The following is a 20279-nucleotide window of genomic DNA, read 5'->3' on the forward strand; positions in this document are numbered from 1 at the left end:
ATGGAGCGAAGCGTAATCCGGGGCCTTGATCGCTTGCGGCGTGATCCCGGATTGCGCTTCGCTCCATCCGGGCTACGCCCCTCTATGCAGGAGGCGTGCCGTTGATGCCCAGCACGTGGCCGGCAAGATAAAGCGAGCCGGTGATCAGGATGCGCGGTGGCACCTCGTAGGCGAGCTTCGCCAAGCCGCGTAGCGCGGCTTCGATGCCGGGCGCGGTCTCGACGCGCATGCCGAGGCTGCGCGCGGCATCCGCGAGGCGGTCGACCGCCATCGCATTCTCGGTGTCGGGGATCGGCACCGCGATGATGTGACGGGTCAGGCCGGCGAAATTGGCGAGAAAACCTTGCGCGTCCTTGTTGGCCATCATGCCCGCGATCACGACCAGCGGACGCGACACCCGCTCTTCGAGATCGCCGAGCGCGGCCGCCGCGACGCGCCCGCCTTCGGCATTGTGGCCGCCGTCGAGCCAGATCTCCGAGCCCTGCGGTCCGAGCGCGAGCAGCTCGCCCGAGGTGATGCGCTGCATCCGCGCCGGCCATTCGGCGCCGACGATGCCCGCCTCGAAGGCCGCCTGGTTGACTTTGAAAGCCGGAATCGCGCGCAGCGTCGCGATCGCAAGACCGGCATTGTCGAACTGGTGGCGGCCGAACAGGCGCGGCGCCGCCAGATCCATCAGGCCGCGATCGTCGGAATAGACCAGACGCCCGTGCTCGACATTGACGTGCCAGCTCTCGCCCGCGGCAAACAGCGGCGCGCGCATGTGCCTCGCCTGCGCCTCGATCACGGCCATCGCCTCGCCCGTCTGCTCGGCGCAAATCACGGGCACGCCGCGCTTGATGATCGCCGCCTTCTCGCCGGCGATGGAGGTCAGCGTATCGCCGAGGAAATCCATGTGGTCCATGCTGATGGGCGTAATCACGCAGGCTGCCGGTGTGTCGACCACATTGGTCGAATCGAGCCGACCGCCGAGGCCGACCTCAAGCAGCACGACATCGGCAGGGTTCTGCGCGAACAGATGGAAGGCAGCCGCGGTCTTCAGCTCGAACACGGTCGCGGCTTCGCCGGCATTGACCCGCTCGACCTCTTCCAGAACCGCGCGCAATTCATCGTCGCCGACCAGCACCCCGCCGCCGACACGGCCCAGACGAAAACATTCGTTGATGCGGACGAGATAGGGCGAGGTGTAGGCATGGACCCGCAGGCCCGCGGCCTCCAGCGTCGCGCGCAGATAAGCGAGCGTCGAGCCCTTGCCGTTGGTGCCGGCGATGTGGATCACCGGCGGTAGCTTGCGTTCAGGGTGGTCGAGCCGCTCGAGCAGGCGGTGCATCCGCTCCAGCCCGAGATCGATGCGCTTCTGATGCAGGGCCGACAGCCGCCCGATCAATTCACCGAGCGGCGGCTTTGCGCTGTCAGAGGACGCGTTCACGCGTGCGGCGCGGCCGGCGCCGTCTCGGCGGCCGAGACGATCTGCGCCGGACTGACGACCGGCTGCACCGATTTCGATGCGCCTTCCTGCGCCGGCGCCCTGGTCAGCAGGCGGCAGAGCCGCGCCAGGGTCGGGCGCAGTTCGTGACGGTGCACGACCATGTCGACCATGCCGTGATCCTTCAGATATTCGGCGCGCTGGAAGCCTTCCGGCAATTTCTCGCGGATGGTCTGCTCGATCACGCGCGCGCCGGCGAAGCCGATCAGCGCACCGGGCTCGGCGATCTGGACGTCGCCCAGCATCGCGTAGGACGCTGTGACGCCGCCGGTGGTCGGGTTGGTCAGCACGACGATGTAGGGCTGTTTTGCTTCGCGCAGCATCTGCACCGCGACCGTGGTGCGCGGCATCTGCATCAGCGACAGGATGCCTTCCTGCATGCGCGCGCCGCCCGATGCGGCGAACACGATGAACGGCGACTTCTTCTCGACGGCGAGCTCCAGCCCGCGCACGATCGCTTCGCCTGCGGCCATGCCGAGCGAGCCGCCCATGAAATCGAAATCCTGCACGGCGACGACGACGGCGGCGCCTTCGAGCTTGCCATAGCCGACCTTGATCGCATCGTTCAGATTGGTGCGCGCACGGGCATCCTTGATACGGTCGACGTACTTTTTCTCGTCACGGAACTTGAGTGGATCGGGCGTGACGTCGGGCAACGCGACGTCGTACCAGGTCTCGTTGTCGAAGATCGACTTCAGACGCGCCACCGCGCCCATGCGCATGTGGTAGTTCGAGCCGGGGATGACGAACTGGTTGGCCTCGACGTCCTTGTAGAACACGAGCTGTCCGGAATCCGGGCACTTGATCCACAGATTCTCCGGCGTCTCCCGCCGCAGCATGTTGCGGATCTTCGGCCGGACCACATTGGTAAGCCAGTTCATGGTTTGCTCCGATGTGCGAGCCCCGCGGAGGGACCGCCTGAAGGATATATGGCGGCCGGGCCTCTGCCCGGCAAGCCGCCGTGTTCGCCCGCCCCAGAAGCGGAATTATGGCCTATTCGGCCGCAGCTTTCGCGCCCTTGACACCCTGGGCCAGGGCCGCCGTCAGCTCGGCTACGGCGTTAACGGTTTTGGCGGTCGCCCGGCCCTCGGCGTCGAGGCTGTTCTTGAGCGCGTCGACCAGCGCGGTGCCAACCACCGAACCATCGGCCTTCTCGGCAATGGCGCGCGCCGCCTCTGGCGTGCGGATGCCAAAACCAACGCAGATCGGCAGCTTGGTATGCCGCTTGATGCGCGCGACAGCTTCACCGACGGCATTCGCGTCCGCCGCCGCGGCTCCGGTGATGCCGGCGATAGAGACGTAGTAGACAAAGCCTGATGTATTCGCGAGCACCGCGGGCAGGCGCTTGTCGTCGGTGGTCGGGGTCGCGAGGCGAATGAAGTTCAGGCCCGCCTTCAGCGCGGGAATGCAGAGCTCGTCGTCTTCCTCCGGCGGTAAATCGACGATGATCAGGCCGTCAACGCCGGCCGTCTTGGCATCGGCCAAAAACTTGTCGACGCCGTAAATGTAGATCGGATTGTAATAGCCCATCAGCACCAGCGGCGTGACGTTGTCGTCCTTGCGGAAGTCGCCCACCAGTTCCAGCGTCTTCTTCAAGGTCATGCCGTTCTTGAGCGCGCGCAGACCTGCAGCCTGAATCGAGGGACCATCCGCCATCGGATCGGTGAAGGGAATGCCGAGTTCGATGACGTCGGCGCCTGCCTTGGGCAGCGCCTTGACGATATCGAGCGACGTCGAGAGATCGGGATCGCCGGCCATCACATAGGTGACGAAGGCCGAGCGGCCCGCTTTCTTCAGCTCGGCGAAACGGGTGTCGATACGCGTGGTCACTTGCTCTTGCCCCTCAGGATGTCGCCGACCTGCGGGACGTCCTTGTCGCCGCGGCCGGAGAGATTGACGACCATCAGGTGATCTCTCGGCCGCTTCGGCGCGAGCTCCATCACCTTGGCGATGGCATGCGCGGGCTCGAGCGCGGGGATGATGCCTTCCAGCCGCGACAGCAACTGGAATGCTGCGAGCGCCTCGTCATCGGTCGCGGAGAGATAGTTGACGCGGCCGATCTCGTGCAGCCAGGAATGCTCGGGGCCGATGCCGGGATAGTCGAGGCCGGCGGAGATCGAATGCGCGTCCTGGATCTGGCCGTCCGCATCCATCAAGAGATAAGTGCGGTTGCCGTGCAGCACGCCGGGACGGCCGCCTGCGATCGAGGCCGCATGCAGTTGCGTGAGCCCATGGCCGGCGGCTTCGACGCCAAAGATTTCGACGGAGGGATCGTCGAGGAACGGATGAAACAGGCCCATCGCGTTCGAGCCGCCGCCGATGCAGGCGACCAGCGAGTCCGGCAGGCGTCCCTCGACCTCCTGCATCTGCGTCTTGGTCTCGTTGCCGATGATCGACTGGAAGTCGCGCACCAGCGTCGGATAGGGATGCGGGCCCGCCACCGTGCCGATGCAATAGAACGTGTTGTGCACGTTGGTGACCCAGTCGCGCAGCGCCTCGTTCATGGCGTCCTTCAGCGTGCGCGTGCCCGACTGCACCGGGACCACGGTTGCGCCCAGCATCTCCATGCGGATGACGTTGGGCTGCTGCCGTTCGACGTCGACGGCGCCCATATAGACCACGCATTCGAGGCCGAAGCGCGCGCACAGCGTCGCGGTAGCAACGCCGTGCTGGCCGGCGCCGGTCTCGGCGATGATGCGCTTCTTGCCCATGCGCCGTGCCAGCATGATCTGGCCGAGCACGTTGTTCACCTTGTGCGAGCCGGTGTGGTTGAGCTCTTCGCGCTTGAGGTAAATCTTGGCGCCGCCGAGATGCTCGGTGAGGCGCTCGGCGAAATAGAGCGGCGAAGGCCGGCCGACATAGTTCTTGAGATAGCCGTTCATCTCGGCCTGGAAGGCCGGATCGGCCTTGGCCGCCGTGTAGGCCTTCTCCAGATCGAGGATCAGCGGCATCAGGGTTTCGGCGACGAAGCGGCCGCCGAAAATGCCGAAGTGCCCGCGGTCGTCGGGGCCGCTGCGGTAGGAGTTTGGTTTGGCGATGTTCATCGAACGCTCAACTCTTGACTTGCATCTTGGGTGGCGCGCGCGGCGCGAATGAAGGCCTTGATCATCTCGGGATCCTTGACGCCGGAGGCGCTCTCGACACCGGAGGAAACGTCGACGCCGCCGGCGCGCGTGACCCGAAGGGCCTCGGCGACGTTGTGGGCGTCAAGTCCGCCCGAGACCATATACGGCAGCTTGAGTTCCAGGTTTTCGAGCAGGCGCCAATCGAAGGCCGCGCCGAGGCCGCCGGGACGTGTCGCGTCCTTTGGCGCCCGCGCGTCGAACAGGATGCGATCGGCAACCTCTGCGTAGCCAGGCAGCACGGCGAGATCGGCGGCGGTTGCGACCGGCACCGCTTTCATCACCGGGCGGCCGAACCGCTGCTTGATGTCGCGCAGCCGTGCGACGCTCTCCTTGCCGTGAAGTTGAAGGATATCCGGCGACAGCGCGTCCATGATGTTGTCGAGCGTGGCGTCATCGGCATCGACCGTGAGCGCGACCTTGAGCGCGCGCCGCTTCACCTGGCGGCCGAGGTCGCGGCCAAGCTCGAGAGAGACGTGCCGCGGCGACGGCGGAAAGAACACGAACCCCACCATGTCGGCGCCGGCGTCGAGCGCTGTTTCGAGCGTCTCGCCCGTGGACAGGCCGCAGATTTTGACGAGCAGGGACATGGTCTCGAAGCAGGTGAAGGCCGCGGGTCTGCGGCCGGAAAACCGGGTTTTCGGTTGCGGCCGCTTCTACAACGTCGCGCGCTGCTTGTCTCGTCCGATGGGCCCGTAAAGGCCCACCCCGGAGGGAACGGGGAGGCGCTGGGGCTGGGGCTTCGCTGCGGCCGCCTGGGCCCGCAGATCGGCCAATTCGGTCCTGGCAGCCCGTGCATCCGCATCATTCCGGCGCGCCGCGCGCCGCCAGCGCCGCTGGCCGAACCAGACCGCGCAGCCGCCCGCGAGGACCCCGAGGGCAGCCACCAGGATGAGGAGAAGGAACAGCGGCAGCGTCACCGAGAATGACGGGTCGTTCGTAATGAAGGGATCGAATGAGACCGTGACGAAATGCCGGTTGGCGACGGCGAAGGTCACCAGGATCAGGCCCAGCGGAATCACGATCAGCGCGGTCAGGAACTTTCGCATCTCGCTTCGCTCGCCTTGAATCAAGCTTCCGGCCGCATCGCTCGCGACCGCGGAAAACCCTGACGCCGGTCTCAGTCTGGCGCGCCTGGATCCGGATGGTCGCGGTTCAGCCGTTCGCGCATTTCCTTGCCGGTCTTGAAGAACGGAACGCTCTTCTGATCGACGGGCACATGGGCGCCGGTACGCGGATTGCGCCCTGCGCGCGCAGGGCGATGCTTGACCGAGAAGGCACCGAAGCCGCGCAACTCGACGCGATCACCGCGCGCGAGAGCCGCTACGATCTCTTCGAGAATCGCATTCACAATGTTCTCGACATCCCGCTGGTACAGATGCGGGTTGTGCTCGGCGATACGCTGAACAAGTTCGGATTTGATCATCGAGAGATAGGACCCGGAAGCGTGCGGATGACCATTTCCGTGAAAATACTGTGATCTGTCAAGACGCTAAATGAAGGTTGAGCGTCGGGAAAATGCGTGACAAATGCCGAAAAAGCGGGCTGCCCCGCTACCCGCCAGACGGGAAAAGCCTCTGAAGCTCGCCCGGTTCCATCAATTTGACGCGGCCGGCTGCCACAGGGCCAGCATTCCATCCATTCCGAGCCGATCGACGGCCTGCGTGACGCCGGTTTGCCCGATCTGATGCGCAATCGAGCCCAAACCAAGCGCTTCCAGCGTAACGACAGCAGCCGTTTTGAGGAACGGCAGATCGCCAAAGCGGGGCTGGAGCTTGTAATCGCGGACGGTGAGGCCCTTCTTGACGCCCTTCTGCTCGACCAGCCAGGTCACGGCGGTCTTCTCGTCGCCGAGCTGATCGATCAGCTTGAGATCGATCGCCTGGCGTCCGGTGAAGACGCGGCCATCGGCGACTTTTTCGAGCTGCGTGTCATCCATGCCACGCCGCTCCTTCACCAATCCCTTGAACCAGGCATAGGAATCCTTCACCAGCGCATCGAGCGCGGCGCGTGCCTCGGGGCTGGTCGGCTCAAAACCGTTCGGCGCGGCCTTCAGCGGCGAGGATTTGACCTCCTCGACCTTCACACCGACGGTCTTCAGCAGCTCCGTGACGTTGGGAAACTGGAACAGCACGCCGATCGAACCGACCAGCGAGCTCTGCTGGGCAATGATGTGGTCGCTCGCGATCGCGGTGATGTAACCGCCGGACGCGGCGAGGCCTTCGACCACGACGACGAGCGGCTTCTTCGCCTTTAGCCTCACAAGCGAATCGTAAAGCTGCTCGGAACCGGCGGTGGTGCCACCCGGCGAGTTGATGTGAATGATGACGGCGGCGGCCTGCGAGTTCTCCAGTCGCTCCAGCGCCTGGGTGCGATCGGAGTCGCTGCGGATCAGGCCATCGATCTGGACCCGCGCGATCGAGCCGGCGGATGCGAACGTGCCGCGCGCACCGGGTGTTGCGATCAGCGCAAAGCCCGCAATCGCCGCGATCGCGATCAGCGCAGCCATCACGCGCCAGAACGTCAGCTTGCGACGTATCCTGCGACGATCGACGATGATGTCCGAATCGAGCGACATCGGAATATCTCCAAATGAAAGGCTGGGCGCGTTGTGCCGTCACAGCGTGACCATTGGCTTATCTGGATACATCAATTGCGGCGTAATTTGAAGAAAACAAGGCTGGCGTAGCCCGGATGGTAGCCAAGCACTCAGATGTCATCCCCGCCTAGTGCGCAATTGCGCACGGGGCGCGGGGACCCATAACCACAAGAAGGAGTGTGACGCGAGGCGCCCACTCCGAGTCTTCGTCAAACCACTCCCCGTGGGTATGCGTCCCCGGATCGGCGCTCCGCTTCGCTGCGCTTGTCCGGGACGACAATGGTATGCCGCCGCAACAAAAAAGCCCCGGCTCGCGCCGGGGCTTTGATGGTTGCGAAACAGGCGTTTCGCTTACTTGTCGCGGTTCTTGAGCGCGGTGCCGAGAATGTCACCGAGCGTCGCCCCCGAATCGGAGGAGCCGTACTGCGCGATGGCTTCCTTCTCTTCGGCGACTTCGAGCGCCTTGATCGACACCTGGACCTTGCGGGCCTTCTTGTCGAACTGGATCACGCGGGCATCGACCTTCTCGCCGACGGCGAAGCGCTCGGCGCGCTGGTCGTTGCGGTCACGGGCGAGCTCCGAACGCTTGATGAAGGTCGAGAAGTCGGTACCGGTGATCTTCACCTCGATGCCGCTTTCCTTCACTTCGAGCACTTCGCAGGTCACGACCGCGCCCTTCTTGACATCGCCCGGCTCGGCGAAGGGGTCGCCTTCGAGCTGCTTGATGCCGAGCGAGATACGCTCCTTCTCGACGTCCACATCGAGCACCACGGCTTTCACCACGTCGCCCTTCTTGTAGTTGTCGATCACCTGCTCGCCCGGAAGCTTCCAGTCGAGGTCGGAGAGATGGACCATGCCGTCGACGTCGCCCTCGAGGCCCAGGAACAGACCGAACTCGGTCTTGTTCTTGACCTCGCCTTCGACCACCGAACCGGTCGGGTGACCTTCGACGAAGACCTCCCACGGGTTGCGCATGGTCTGCTTGAGGCCGAGCGAGATGCGGCGCTTGACGGAATCGACTTCCAGCACCTGCACTTCGACTTCCTGCGAGGTCGAAACGATCTTGCCGGGGTGCATGTTCTTCTTGGTCCACGACATCTCGGAGACGTGGATCAGGCCTTCGATGCCCGGCTCGAGCTCGACGAACGCACCGTAGTCGGTGATGTTGGTGACGCGGCCGGTGAAGCGGGCACCCAGCGGGTACTTGGCTTCGATGCCCTGCCACGGATCGTCCAGCAGCTGCTTCATGCCCAGCGAGATGCGGTGCGTCTCGTGGTTGATCTTGATGATCTTGACCTTCACGGTCTGGCCGATCGAGAGCACCTCGGTCGGGTGGTTGACGCGGCGCCACGCGATGTCGGTGACGTGCAGCAGACCGTCGATACCGCCGAGATCAACGAACGCACCGTAATCGGTGATGTTCTTGACCACGCCGTCGATGACCTGCCCCTCTTCGAGGTTCTGCACCAGCTCCTGACGCTGCTCGGCGCGGGTCTCTTCCAGCACCGTGCGGCGGGAGACGACGATGTTGCCGCGGCGGCGATCCATCTTGAGGATCTGGAACGGCTGCGAGTTGTTCATCAGCGGCGCAACGTCGCGGATCGGACGGATGTCGACCTGCGAGCGCGGCAGGAAGGCCACGGCACCGTCGAGGTCGACGGTGAAGCCGCCCTTGACCTGGTTGAAGATGACGCCGTTGACCTTCTCGTTGTTCTGGAAGGCCTTCTCGAGCTTGCCCCAGCTCTCTTCGCGGCGCGCCTTGTCGCGCGACAGCACGGCTTCGCCGAGGGCGTTCTCGATGCGATCGAGGAACACTTCGACCTCGTCGCCGACCTTGATCTCGCTCTCACGGCCGGGGCCGGAAAATTCGCGCAGGGCAACGCGGCCCTCGGTCTTCAGGCCGACGTCGATGACGGCCATGTCTTTTTCAATTGCAACCACCTTGCCCTTGACGACGGAGCTCTCCTGCAGGTTGCCACCTGCGAAGGACTCGTCGAGCATCGCGGCGAAATCGTCGCGCGACGGGCTATAGGTATCAGCAGAAATCGAAGCCATTTGTTCTCCAGTTGCGGATGTCGTGCCGGCCGTTGGGTTCATGGGCGCATCGCACACGCAGTGTCGGAAGGTCCGCAAGACCTTCGAGCGACCGCTCGTTGCTCCGGCATGGAGGCGGAACAGCGGAGGCGGGCCGGCTGAGGCCCGCGCGTTCGATACGTGGAAATCTTGGTCCGGAGCCTGGATCGCGCCGGGCCCAAACAGGGGACCGGGGTTATCGACCTCAAAGAGCGGGAGCGGGCGCTTCCTCCAATGACGGCGGCGGCTTAACCCCGCGACCGGCCCGCTCGGACGGCCTCGATAATGTCGATGGCGGCCCGGACGCCGCCTTCTATATCCAGTTGGGAGTTATCTAGCAAGTAAGCATCCGGGGCCGGTTTCAAGGGCGCAATCGGCCGGTTCTTGTCGCGCTCGTCGCGCCGGATGATGTCAGCGAGCACCGCCGCCTCGTCCGCCTCCTCGCCCCTCGCCTTGGCCTCCATGGTCCTGCGGTGGGCGCGGACCCTGGGGTCGGCCACGACGAAGATCTTCACGTCGGCATGGGGGCAGATCACGGTTCCAATGTCCCGGCCGTCGAGCACGGCGCCGGGCGGATCGGCGGCGAATTGCCGCTGGAAATTGAGCAGGACCTCGCGAACCCTGGGGATCGCCGAGACGATCGAGGCGCCCTCGCCGGCCTCCTGGGTCTTCAGGGCGGGATTGCCGAACTTTTCGGGATCAAGCTCCAGCGCAGCCTGCACCGCAGCCGCCTCGTCCCGGAGATCATGACCGGATTCCACCACGGCGTAGGCCACCGCGCGATAAATGACGCCGGTATCGAGATGACGATAGCCGTAATGGTGGGCGAGGCGCTTGCCGAGCGTCCCCTTGCCCGAGGCCGCGGGCCCGTCGATGGCGATGATCATGAAAACTCGGCCCCAAGCGAACGCATCATCGGGATGAAGTCCGGGAAACTGGTGGCGATGAAGGCGGTGTCGTCGACGGTCACGGGCTGGTCGGAGGCGCAGCCCATCACCAGCGCGGACATCGCGATGCGATGATCCATGTGCGTGGCGACTGTGCCGCCGCCGGGGACATGGCCGCGGCCTTCGACGATCAGGTCGTCGCCGGAGACCTCGACCTTGACGCCGTTGACGCGGAGCATGTCGGCGGTGGCCTCAAGCCGATCGGATTCCTTGACGCGCAGCTCCTGGAGGCCGCGCATGATGGTCGTGCCCTCGGCGAAGGAAGCCGCCACCGCCAGCACGAGATATTCGTCGATCATCGAGGGCGCGCGCTCCGGCGGCACCTCGACGCCGCGCAGTTTCGACGCGCGCACGCGCAGCTGCGCCATGGGCTCGCCGGCATCGCCCCGGACTTCGCTTTCCTCGATCGAGGCACCCATTTCACGCAGCGTGGTGAACAGGCCCGTGCGCAGCGGATTGGTCATCACGTCGGACAGGACGACATCCGAGCCTTCGACAATCAGCGCCGCGACGACCGGGAAGGCCGCCGAAGAGGGATCGGCGGGCACAACGACGGTGGCGCCGTGCAGCTCGGGCTGGCCAACGAGCGTGATGCGGCGGCCGTGCTGACCCTCCTGCGCGGAGGTGATGTCGGCGCCAAAGTGCTTCAGCATCAGCTCGGTATGGTCGCGGCTGGCCTCGGTCTCGATCACCGTCGTGGTGCCGGGCGCGGCCAGGCCCGCCAGCAGCACGGCGGATTTGATCTGGGCCGAGGCGACCGGGGTCTTGTAGGTGATCGGCAGCGGATCGCGCGCGCCCTGGACGGTCAGCGGCAGACGGCCGCCCTCGCCGCCGGACACCACTTTGGCGCCCATCTTCTCGAGCGGGTCGAGGATCCGGCGCATGGGCCGGCTGCGCAGCGAGGCATCACCGTCGAAAACCGCCGAAATCGGGCAGCCGGCGACGGCGCCCATGACGAGCCGGCAGCCGGTGCCGGAGTTGCCGAAATCAAGCGGCGCCCTGGGCTCGGCGAAGCCGGCGACGCCCACGCCGTTCACCCTCCAGGCGAAATCGCCGGTGCGCTCGACCCTGGCGCCCAGCGCCTGCATGGATTTGGCGGTGTTGAGGACGTCCTCGCCCTCGAGCAAGCCCGAAATCCGGGTCTCGCCGACCGCGAGCGCGCCCAGGATGAGGGCGCGGTGGGAGATCGACTTGTCCCCGGGGACCCGTACTTTCCCGGTCAGGGGACCGCTTGCGCGCGACTGAAGCGGCGTCGGCTTGTCGGAATCAGTCAAGTTTGTGTCCTTGGATAGGCCCGAAACGTCCCTGCGGGGCTCGCGGGGCAGGTACCACAAGGTCTGCCCGCCGTCACGGGCATGTCTTTCTCCCGTAATGCGCTATTGACAGCGGGCCGCCAACTAGCCAAGTGAAACACCGCTTTTCAGACATTCCCAGGATTCCTGCCGTGGCCAAGTCCGAACTCGGAACCAAACGTATTTGCCCGACCACGGGCAAGAAGTTCTATGACCTCAACAAGAATCCGGTGATCTCGCCCTATACCGGCGAAGTCGTCCCGATCGCGCCTGTGGCGCCGGCCCGCGCGACTCGCGGCGCCGAACCTCGCCACACGCCGGCTGCCGACACCACGCCGGAGCCGGCAGAAGTCGAAGAGGTCTCGCTCGAGGAGGCCGACGCCGAGGAAAACACCGGCAAGGTCAAGGCCGCGGTGCCCGAATCCGAGGACGACATCGAGGTCGACGAGACCATCGAGGACGATGACGACGATGATTCGACCTTTATCGCCGACGACGAAGAGGGCGATGAGGACGTCACGGACATCATTGGTGATGTCGGAGGTGATGAAGAGACTTGAGATCAGCCCTGATCTGTGAAAAAGGGTGCACCGCGCGAGTCACCAGGCTCGGCGGTCGGGAGTGATCCACCAGGATCCTCCCAACTGGAAGACTAAGGGGCCATAGCTCAGCTGGGAGAGCGCTTGCATGGCATGCAAGAGGTCGGCGGTTCGATCCCGCCTGGCTCCACCAGCCTTCGCTGGCTTCGCCAGCTTCGGCTCGGCAAGCCCTATCGTAGCGAAGGCTGCCGCGGCGTAGCCCGAAGGGCGAAGCCGGGCCTCGGCAAAAGCTGATCCTGAGAGATACTGTCCATCCACTGCGCAAGGCGGGGGATAGGATGAAGTACGTCTACATTCTCGAAAGCCTCGATTCCGGCCATTTCTACATCGGCATCACTGATGATCTGCGAGCCCGGCTCGCAAAGCACAACGCCGGCGAAGTGCCACATACATCAAAGTATGGCCCATGGCGCATCAAGACCTGCATCGCTTTCAGCGATGAGGCTAAGGCTGTTGCGTTCGAGAAATATCTGAAATCGGCTTCGGGCCGCGCATTTGCAAAGAAGCGGCTTTGAGGAGAGAAACTCGCGGCGAGGTACGAGAGGATTGAGCTCGCCGCCCCCCCTACTCCCCGATCACCGCATTCAACCGATCCCGCAGCGCCACGATCTCGTCCTTCATCGCGACCAGTTCCGAGACCGAGCAATCCGACGCCGCCAGGATCGATTGCGGCACGGCGCGCGCTTTTTCCTTCAAGGCATGGCCCTGCGGGGTCAGCGCGATCAGCACCTGACGTTCGTCCTCGCGCGAGCGCGTGCGCCTGACGAGGTGGGCGGCCTCGAGGCGCTTGAGCAGCGGCGTCAGCGTGCCCGAATCCAGGAACAGCTTTTCGCCGATGTCCTTGACCGGCACGTCGTCGCGCTCCCACAGCACAAGCATCACCAGATATTGCGGGTAGGTCAGGCCGAGCCGGTCCAGCAGCGGCTTGTAGACCCGGTTGAAGGCATGCGCGGCCGAATAGACCGCGAAGCAGATCTGATTGTCGAGGCGCTGCGGGTCCAGCGCCGATAATTTCCGGGGCATCGAGAATCTCACGCGGTTTCCTCCATTCTGGGACCGGGCGGCCGTACATTCAATTGCGAACAATTAAATGTGAGGCATGCAAATTTCAATTGCGCGCAATCTAATTGTTTGCGATGTAGGTTCCACCCCAACCCGAAGACCTAAGGAGACGAAAATGTCAGTAAACGTCCTGTATAAGACCAGCGCCAAAGCCACCGGCGGCCGTGACGGCCATGCGGCGACCCTCGACGGCGCGCTCGACGTCAAGCTCACCACGCCGAAGGAACTCGGCGGCGGAGGCGGCGCCGGCAACAATCCCGAGCAGCTGTTTGCGGCCGGCTATGCCGCCTGCTTCATCGGCGCGATGAAGTTCGTGGCCTCGCAGGGCGGCCCGAAGGTTCCGGCTGACGCCTCGGTCACCTCCACCGTCGGCATCGGCCCGCGCGCGGCCGGCGGCTTCGGTCTCGACATCGATCTGGCCGTCTCGCTGCCGGGCCTTGCCCGCGCGGAAGCCGAGGCGCTGGTCGAGAAGGCCCACCAGGTGTGCCCCTACTCCAATGCCACGCGCGGCAATGTCGACGTTCGCCTGACGGTCGTCTGATCAAACGGCGGATTGGCTGGCCCGAGATCCCCCTCGGGCCGGCCGCTTCCGCTTGATTTGCCACGTTGCGGGATAGCGCAGCGGCGGCGCATGCGGCCCTACGCAGCAAGCCATTGCTGGCGCAAAAAAACCTCGCTAGGCCTGTGATCAATGATCGACACAGGGGAAGCGAAGGCATGACTGAAGCCGTTTTGGGCGCAATGAGCGGACTGCGCGTCATCGATCTCACGCGCGTGCTTGGCGGTCCCTACTGCACCCAGATCCTCGCCGACCACGGCGCCGACGTGATCAAGGTCGAGCCGCCCGCCGGCGACGAGGTGCGCGACTGGGGCCCTCCTTTCCACGAGGAAGACGCGGCCTATTTCATCGGCATCAACCGCAACAAGCGCTCGATCGGCCTCGACCTCGCCTCCGAAGGCGGCCGCCTCGTGCTGCTCAAGATGCTCGAGACCGCCGACGTCCTGATCGAGAATTTCAAGCCGGGCACGCTGGAGAAATGGGGCATCGGCAACGATGTGCTCAGCAAGAAATTCCCGCGCCTGGTGCATTGCCGGATCTGCGGCTTCGGCGCCGACGGTCCGCGCGGCGGCAATCCCGGCTATGACGCCATCATCCAGGCCATGACCGGCATGATCGCGGCGACCGGCTCGCCGGAGAGCGGACCGATGCGGATCGGCGTGCCGCTGGTCGACATCACCACCGGCCTCTATGCGGCGATCGGCATCCTGATGGCGCTGTCGGAACGGCAGCGCTCGGGCCAGGGCCAGTTCCTGGAGACGACGCTGTACGAGACCGGCCTCGCCATCATGCATCCGCACACCGCGAATTATTTCATGCACGGCAAGCCGCCGTCGCTCACCGGCAACGAGCATCCCAACCTCGTGCCCTACGCGATCTTCCCGACCAGGACCGACAACATCTTCATCGGCGTCGGCAATGACGGCACCTTCCGCAAGCTCGCCAAGGAGATCGGCAAGCCCGAGCTCGGCACCGATCCGCGCTTTGCCCGCAACAAGGACCGCATCGCCAATCGCGAGGCGCTGCGGGCCGAGCTTGCCGCCGTGTTCAGCCAGCACGAGGCCGAGCCGCTGTGCAATCGTCTGCTCGCCGCCGGCCTGCCCGCAGGTCCCGTGCAGAAGATCGACCAGGCCTTGACCAACCCGCACACGATCGCCCGCGGCGATGTCATCGAGAAGGACTGGTACAAGGGCGTGGCCTCGCCGATCCGGCTCGATCGCAGCAAGCCGAGCCTGCGCCGCCTGCCGCCGAAATTCAGCCAGCACTCCCAGGAGGTGCTGGGCGAGTTCGGCTACTCCAAATCGGAGATCGACGCGATGGTCGAAAAGGGCACCGTCTGCGGCCCCGAGCGCAAGCGCTAAACGCCCTCGCCGCCTCACCCGAGCAAATGCCGCACTGCGGCGCGGGCACGCATGTGCGCCGCGAACGGAGGAGGCTGCGCGCTCGGCATTCGCCTATTTGACGGCTTCCCATTTGGCCGCGCTTGCTGCTTTCGTTTCTCCCGCTTACACAGTCATGTGAACGTCATATGGCGCTGCTAGCGCAAGCGCTTCTTTTTGACGGCCCAAGGGAGGTTTCTTGATGGCTCTTCGACACTTTGGCGCGGCTGCCGCGCTTGCAGTCACCGTTGGTTTTGGCGCTTCGCCGGCGTGGGCAGTGACCGAAATCCAGTGGTGGCACGCGATGACCGGCGCCAACAACGACGTCATCGTCAAGCTCGCCACCGACTTCAACGCCTCTCAGACCGACTACAAGGTGATCCCGACCTACAAGGGCAACTATCCCGATACGATGAACGCCGGCATCGCGGCGTTCCGCGCCGGCAACGCCCCGCACATCATGCAGGTGTTCGAAGTCGGCACCGCGACCATGATGGCCGCGACCGGCGCCGTAAAACCCGTCTACAAGCTGATGGCCGAGGCCGGCGAGAAGTTCGACCCCAAGATCTACCTGCCCGCCATCACCGGCTACTATTCGACCTCGAAGGGCGAGATGCTGTCCTTCCCGTTCAACTCGTCGTCGACCGTCATGTGGGTCAACCTCGACGAGCTCAAGAAGGCGAACGTCGAGATCCCCAAGACCTGGCCCGAAACGTTCGAGGCCGCCAAGAAGCTGAAGGCTGCGGGTCATGACACCTGCGGCTTCTCCGGCTCCTGGGTCACCTGGGTCAATCTCGAGCAGCTCTCCGCCTGGCACAACGTGCCGCTCGCCAGCAAGGCCAACGGCCTCGACGGCTTCGACACCGTGCTGGAGTTCAACGGCCCGCTCCAGGTCAAGCATCTCGAAACCCTGGTCGAGCTGCAGAAGACCAAGACCTACGACTATGCCGGCCGCACCAACACCGGCGAAGGCCGCTTCACCTCCGGCGAATGCCCGATCTACCTGACCTCGTCGGCGTTCTTCGGCAACGTCAAGGCGCAGGCCAAGTTCAACTTCACCGCCGTGCCGATGCCATACTATCCGGACGTCAAGGGCGCGCCGCAGAACTCGATCATCGGCGGCGCTTCGCTCTGGGTGATGGGCGGCAAGTCGGCCGACGAATACAAGGGTGTCGCGAAGTTCCTGACCTTCCTCTCGGACACCGACCGCCAAGTCTACATCCACAAGGCCTCGGGCTATCTGCCGATCACCAAGGCGGCCTACGCCAAGGCGAAGGAAGAAGGCTTCTACAAGGATCAGCCCTATCTCGAGACCCCGCTGATCGAGCTGACCAACAAGGAGCCGACCGACAATTCGCGCGGTCTGCGCCTCGGCAACATGGTTCAGCTCCGTGACGTCTGGTCGGAAGAGATCGAGCAGGCGCTGGCCGGCAAGAAGACCGCCAAGCAGGCGCTGGATGCTGCCGTCGAGCGCGGCAACACGATGCTGCGCCAGTTCGAAAAGACTGCCGTCAAGTGAGGCGATGAGCGGCAGGCCGCAAGCCGGCCTGCCGCTCACCTGACATCATGCAAAAGCAAGCCATTTTCCAAGCAAAACTATTGCCCTACGCGCTGGTTGCGCCGCAGCTCGCGATCGTCCTGATTTTTTTCTACTGGCCGGCCGCGCAGGCGGTGATCCAATCCTTCCTGCTCCAGGACGCCTTCGGTCTGTCGACAAGCTTCGTCTGGTTCGAGAATTATCAGGACCTGTTCAAGGACCCGGCCTATTTCGAGGCGGTTGTCCGTACGTTCGTCTTTTCGTTCGCCATCGCCGTCTCGTCGCTGTCCTTCGCGCTCTTGCTCGCCGTGATGGCGGACAAGCCGCTGCGCGGCTCAATGCTCTACCGCACGCTGCTGATCTGGCCCTATGCGGTGGCGCCGCCCGTCGTCGGCGTGCTCTGGATCTTCATGCTGCATCCTTCGCTCGGCGTGCTGTCGCGCTATCTGCGCAACCTGGGCGTCGACTGGAATCCGCTGCTTGACGGCAACCAGGCGGCTGGGCTGATCATCCTCGCCGCGGCGTGGAAGCAGATCTCCTATAATTTCCTGTTCTTCCTCGCCGGCCTGCAAGCCATCCCCCGAAGCGTGTTCGAGGCCGCCGCGATCGACGGCGCCCGTCCGATGCGGCGGTTCTGGACAGTGACCTTCCCGCTGCTGTCGCCCACGATCTTCTTCCTGCTGGTCGTCAACATCGTTTACGCCTTCTTCGACACCTTCGGCATCATCGACACCATGACCCGCGGCGGTCCCGGCACATCGACGGTCACGCTGGTCTACAAGGTCTATTCTGACGGCCTGCTCGGCGGCAATCTCGGCAGCTCGGCGGCGCAGTCGGTGATCCTGATGGTCATGGTCATCGTGCTGACGGGAATCCAGTTCCGCTTCGTCGAACGCAAGGTGACCTACTGATGGTCGAAGAAGAGGGCTTTCGGCGCTACGTCGCCCACGCGATTCTCTGGATCGGGATCGCGATCGTCGCATTCCCGGTCTACATCGCGATCGTCGCCTCGACCCAGGACAACGCCCTGATCGCGAACGGGCAGATGTCGCTGCTGCCGGGCGGCCATTTCTTCGAGGTCTACTACAAGACCATCTTCGTCGGCACGAGCGGCTCGACCCGCGAGCCCGTCGGCAACATGATGCTGAACTCGCTGGTGATGGCGCTGGCAATCGCGATCGGCAAGATCGCGATCTCGATCATCTCGGCCTATGCGATCGTGTATTTCCGCTTTCCGTTCCGGATGGCGATCTTCTGGATCATCTTCATCACGTTGATGCTGCCGGTCGAGGTGCGCATCTATCCGACCTACAAGATCGTCGCCGATCTGCACATGCTCGACAGCTATGCTGGCCTCGCGCTGCCGCTGATCGCGTCGGCCACCGCGACGCTGCTGTTCCGCCAGTTCTTCATGACCGTGCCGGACGAGTTGCTGGAGGCCTCGCGCATCGACGGTGCCGGCCCCTTGCGTTTCTTCTGGGATACGCTGCTGCCGCTGTCGCGCACCAACATGGCGGCGCTGTTCGTGATCCTCTTCATCCTCGGCTGGAATCAATATCTCTGGCCGCTGCTGATCACAACGCGCGACGACATGCAGACCATCCAGGTCGGCATCCGCAAGATGATCACCACTACCGATGCGCTGACCGAATGGCCGATCGTGATGGCCACCGCCGTGCTCGCCATGCTGCCGCCGGTGTTCGTCGTCGTCGCCATGCAGAAATTGTTCGTGCGCGGCCTGGTCGAGACCGAGAAGTAGGTTTTTGGGAATGAGTTTTCATGGCTAACGTCACCCTGCGCAACGTCCGCAAGACCTATCCCGGCGGCTTCGAGGCCATCAAGGGCGTCAACGTCGATGTCGGCGACGGCCAGTTCTGCGTGCTGGTCGGTCCCTCCGGCTGCGGCAAGTCCACGCTGCTGCGCATGGTCGCAGGTCTCGAGACCGTCACCGGCGGCGAGATCGACATCGGCGGCCGAATCGTTAACCAGATCGAGCCCGCCGATCGCGACATCGCGATGGTGTTCCAGAACTACGCGCTCTATCCGCATATGAGCGTCTTCAACAACATGGCCTACGGCCTGCGCAACCGCGGCATGAAGGAGGCCGAGGTCAAGACCCGCGTCGACGAGGCCGCACGCGTGCTCGAGCTCACGCCGATGCTGGAGCGCAAGCCGCGCCAGCTCTCCGGCGGCCAGCGCCAGCGCGTCGCCATGGGCCGCGCCATCGTGCGCCAGCCGAAAGTCTTTCTGTTCGACGAGCCGCTGTCGAACCTCGATGCAAAGCTGCGCATCGCGATGCGGGTCGAGATCCGCAAATTGCAGCGCCGGCTCAACACGACCTCGATCTACGTCACCCACGACCAGCTCGAGGCGATGACGCTCGCCGATATTCTCGTGGTCATGAATGGCGGCCAGGTCGAGCAGGTCGGCAATCCGCTGGCGATCTACGAGAAGCCGGCGACGACCTTCGTCGCCTCCTTCATCGGGGCACCGCCGATGAACCTGATGTCGACGCGCGCCGATGAGATCAAATCGCAGCTCGACGGCAGCGCGACCGAGGCCGGCATCCTCGGCATCCGCCCGGAAGATTTCGTCATCACCGACCAGACCCCGGCCGGCGGTGTCGCACTGCCGCTGACCGTGGAAGCGATCGAGCGCGTCGGCGCCGAAACTTTCGTCTACGGCACGCGGGCCCAGGACGAGCAGCGCGTCGCCGCCACCCCCGGCGAGCTGCCGCCCGGCGAGGTCATCGTCCGCATTCCCGGAACCGAGGCCCCAGCCATCGGTGAGAGGATCCGCGTCGCCGCGGTACGGCCGAAGCTGCACCTTTTCAGCGGCGACGGGCGGACGCGGATCGAGGCCTGACCGGTTCCGAGGGCCGGCCGATCAAAAACGCGAAAAACAACCCCATGCACAGTAGCCGGGGGTTTGATTTCATTGAGATAAATCGGCGGCCGACTCGTCATGCCCGGGCTTGTCCGAGCATTTGCGTTCCCGGTGACGAATTGGGCGCTTCCGCGCGACCGCGGGCGGGGTCAGGCGCGAAAATGGGCAATCCACAGGCTCCCGCTACGTCCTTGAACCGACACGGGGTTATGACCATATTGCTGACCAAGGGGCGCCGCTTCCGGGCCCCGAAATGCCAAAGTCGCTTCGAGAGGACTTTGTAAACTATGTCTCGTGTTCCCACGCTTTCCAGTCCGTTCCTTCTGGGCTTCGACGAGATCGAGCGCGTGCTCGACCGCGTCGTCAAAGGCGCCGACGGCTACCCTCCCTACAATATCGAGAGGTGCGACCGATCGGACGGCCAGCCCGAGCGGCTGCGGATCACGCTGGCGGTCGCCGGATTCACCCGCGACCAACTCGATGTAACCATTGAGGAAAACCAGCTCGTGATTCGCGGGCGTCAGCAGGACGACAAGTCCCGGCAATACATCCATCGCGGCATCGCCGCGCGCCACTTCCAGCGCACCTTCGTGCTGGCGGAGGGGATGCTGGTGCTGGGTGCGGATCTGAAGAACGGGCTGCTGTCGGTCGATCTTGCCCGGCCTGAACCGGAGAGGATCGTTAAGACAATCGCTATCAATGAGCACGAATAATGGAACGAGTAGCGGACTCGACCGCTTA

At 64.3% G+C, this 20279-nt stretch carries 21 protein-coding genes and 1 tRNA gene; 10 read left to right on the forward strand and 12 right to left on the reverse strand.

The window, feature by feature from the left end:
* Nucleotides 1–82: 82 nt before the first annotated feature.
* The 11 genes from AB7531_RS00475 to aroA all read right to left on the reverse strand — a co-directional run bounded on the left by AB7531_RS00475 (nt 83) and on the right by aroA (nt 11498).
* On the reverse strand, nt 83–1426 hold the full coding sequence (locus AB7531_RS00475; RefSeq protein WP_063980167.1) for a bifunctional folylpolyglutamate synthase/dihydrofolate synthase: 1344 nt from the start codon (nt 1424–1426) through the stop codon (nt 83–85).
* Nucleotides 1423–2364 (reverse strand): acetyl-CoA carboxylase, carboxyltransferase subunit beta, encoded by a 942-nt coding sequence (accD, locus tag AB7531_RS00480; RefSeq protein ID WP_063980168.1) that lies wholly within the window; start codon nt 2362–2364, stop codon nt 1423–1425. Before accD ends, AB7531_RS00475 begins: the two co-directional genes overlap by 4 nt.
* A gap of 112 nt (nt 2365–2476) precedes the next feature.
* Complete coding sequence (trpA, locus tag AB7531_RS00485) at nt 2477–3313, reverse strand: tryptophan synthase subunit alpha (RefSeq protein WP_063980169.1); 837 nt, start codon at nt 3311–3313, stop codon at nt 2477–2479.
* Nucleotides 3310–4527 carry a tryptophan synthase subunit beta gene (gene trpB, locus AB7531_RS00490; protein ID WP_063980170.1) on the reverse strand — a complete coding sequence of 406 codons (1218 nt, stop codon included), beginning with the start codon at nt 4525–4527 and terminating at the stop codon, nt 3310–3312. The genes trpA and trpB overlap by 4 nt, the downstream gene beginning before the upstream one ends.
* Complete coding sequence (locus AB7531_RS00495) at nt 4524–5195, reverse strand: phosphoribosylanthranilate isomerase (protein ID WP_028149799.1); 672 nt, start codon at nt 5193–5195, stop codon at nt 4524–4526. The genes trpB and AB7531_RS00495 overlap by 4 nt, the downstream gene beginning before the upstream one ends.
* 66 nt (nt 5196–5261) lie before the next feature.
* Nucleotides 5262–5654 carry a lipopolysaccharide assembly protein LapA domain-containing protein gene (locus AB7531_RS00500; protein WP_063985960.1) on the reverse strand — a complete coding sequence of 131 codons (393 nt, stop codon included), beginning with the start codon at nt 5652–5654 and terminating at the stop codon, nt 5262–5264.
* A gap of 71 nt (nt 5655–5725) precedes the next feature.
* Nucleotides 5726–6031 carry an integration host factor subunit beta gene (locus AB7531_RS00505; RefSeq protein WP_007598410.1) on the reverse strand — a complete coding sequence of 102 codons (306 nt, stop codon included), beginning with the start codon at nt 6029–6031 and terminating at the stop codon, nt 5726–5728.
* A gap of 171 nt (nt 6032–6202) precedes the next feature.
* Entirely contained in the window at nt 6203–7183 is a 981-nt protein-coding gene (sppA, locus tag AB7531_RS00510; protein ID WP_063980171.1) for a signal peptide peptidase SppA, read from the reverse strand.
* Nucleotides 7184–7555: 372 nt separating this feature from the next.
* Complete coding sequence (rpsA, locus tag AB7531_RS00515; protein ID WP_063980172.1) at nt 7556–9259, reverse strand: 30S ribosomal protein S1; 1704 nt, start codon at nt 9257–9259, stop codon at nt 7556–7558.
* 266 nt (nt 9260–9525) lie between these two features.
* The gene (cmk, locus tag AB7531_RS00520; protein WP_063980173.1) at nt 9526–10164 is read right to left on the reverse strand and encodes a (d)CMP kinase; all 639 of its coding nucleotides are present in this window, start codon (nt 10162–10164) and stop codon (nt 9526–9528) included.
* The gene (gene aroA, locus AB7531_RS00525) at nt 10161–11498 is read right to left on the reverse strand and encodes a 3-phosphoshikimate 1-carboxyvinyltransferase (RefSeq protein WP_063980174.1); all 1338 of its coding nucleotides are present in this window, start codon (nt 11496–11498) and stop codon (nt 10161–10163) included. The genes cmk and aroA overlap by 4 nt, the downstream gene beginning before the upstream one ends.
* A 170-nt stretch (nt 11499–11668) precedes the next feature.
* On the opposite strand from aroA, the gene AB7531_RS00530 reads away from it, so the two are divergent.
* The 3 genes from AB7531_RS00530 (at nt 11669) to AB7531_RS00540 (ending at nt 12630) form a co-directional block, all read left to right on the forward strand.
* Nucleotides 11669–12076 (forward strand): TIGR02300 family protein, encoded by a 408-nt coding sequence (locus AB7531_RS00530; protein WP_063980175.1) that lies wholly within the window; start codon nt 11669–11671, stop codon nt 12074–12076.
* 96 nt (nt 12077–12172) lie between these two features.
* A tRNA-Ala gene (locus AB7531_RS00535) sits at nt 12173–12248 on the forward strand.
* A gap of 145 nt (nt 12249–12393) precedes the next feature.
* Complete coding sequence (locus tag AB7531_RS00540) at nt 12394–12630, forward strand: GIY-YIG nuclease family protein (RefSeq protein ID WP_063980176.1); 237 nt, start codon at nt 12394–12396, stop codon at nt 12628–12630.
* A 49-nt stretch (nt 12631–12679) separates the two neighbouring features.
* Here the strand turns inward: AB7531_RS00540 and AB7531_RS00545 are convergent, their stop codons facing one another.
* Nucleotides 12680–13138 carry a MarR family winged helix-turn-helix transcriptional regulator gene (locus tag AB7531_RS00545; protein ID WP_028149792.1) on the reverse strand — a complete coding sequence of 153 codons (459 nt, stop codon included), beginning with the start codon at nt 13136–13138 and terminating at the stop codon, nt 12680–12682.
* 154 nt (nt 13139–13292) lie between these two features.
* Here AB7531_RS00545 and AB7531_RS00550 point away from each other — a divergent pair, with 154 nt between their 5' ends.
* The 7 genes from AB7531_RS00550 (at nt 13293) to AB7531_RS00580 (ending at nt 20251) form a co-directional block, all read left to right on the forward strand.
* Nucleotides 13293–13718 carry an organic hydroperoxide resistance protein gene (locus tag AB7531_RS00550; protein WP_045004850.1) on the forward strand — a complete coding sequence of 142 codons (426 nt, stop codon included), beginning with the start codon at nt 13293–13295 and terminating at the stop codon, nt 13716–13718.
* 176 nt (nt 13719–13894) lie between these two features.
* Nucleotides 13895–15097, forward strand: a complete 1203-nt coding sequence (locus AB7531_RS00555) for a CaiB/BaiF CoA transferase family protein (protein WP_063980177.1) — start codon at nt 13895–13897, stop codon at nt 15095–15097.
* A gap of 220 nt (nt 15098–15317) precedes the next feature.
* Entirely contained in the window at nt 15318–16634 is a 1317-nt protein-coding gene (gene ugpB / locus AB7531_RS00560) for a sn-glycerol-3-phosphate ABC transporter substrate-binding protein UgpB (RefSeq protein ID WP_063980178.1), read from the forward strand.
* A 47-nt stretch (nt 16635–16681) separates the two neighbouring features.
* Nucleotides 16682–17563 (forward strand): sn-glycerol-3-phosphate ABC transporter permease UgpA, encoded by an 882-nt coding sequence (gene ugpA, locus AB7531_RS00565; RefSeq protein WP_063980179.1) that lies wholly within the window; start codon nt 16682–16684, stop codon nt 17561–17563.
* The gene (gene ugpE / locus AB7531_RS00570; protein ID WP_063980180.1) at nt 17563–18411 is read left to right on the forward strand and encodes a sn-glycerol-3-phosphate ABC transporter permease UgpE; all 849 of its coding nucleotides are present in this window, start codon (nt 17563–17565) and stop codon (nt 18409–18411) included. Before ugpA ends, ugpE begins: the two co-directional genes overlap by 1 nt.
* Nucleotides 18412–18431: 20 nt before the next feature.
* The gene (locus AB7531_RS00575; RefSeq protein WP_063980181.1) at nt 18432–19517 is read left to right on the forward strand and encodes a sn-glycerol-3-phosphate import ATP-binding protein UgpC; all 1086 of its coding nucleotides are present in this window, start codon (nt 18432–18434) and stop codon (nt 19515–19517) included.
* A gap of 308 nt (nt 19518–19825) precedes the next feature.
* Nucleotides 19826–20251 carry an Hsp20 family protein gene (locus AB7531_RS00580; RefSeq protein WP_018645065.1) on the forward strand — a complete coding sequence of 142 codons (426 nt, stop codon included), beginning with the start codon at nt 19826–19828 and terminating at the stop codon, nt 20249–20251.
* Nucleotides 20252–20279 lie beyond the last annotated feature (28 nt).

Origin of the sequence: Bradyrhizobium sp. 63_E2_N1_3, from assembly GCF_052076005.1 — a bacterium.
Lineage (GTDB): Bacteria > Pseudomonadota > Alphaproteobacteria > Rhizobiales > Xanthobacteraceae > Bradyrhizobium > Bradyrhizobium barranii.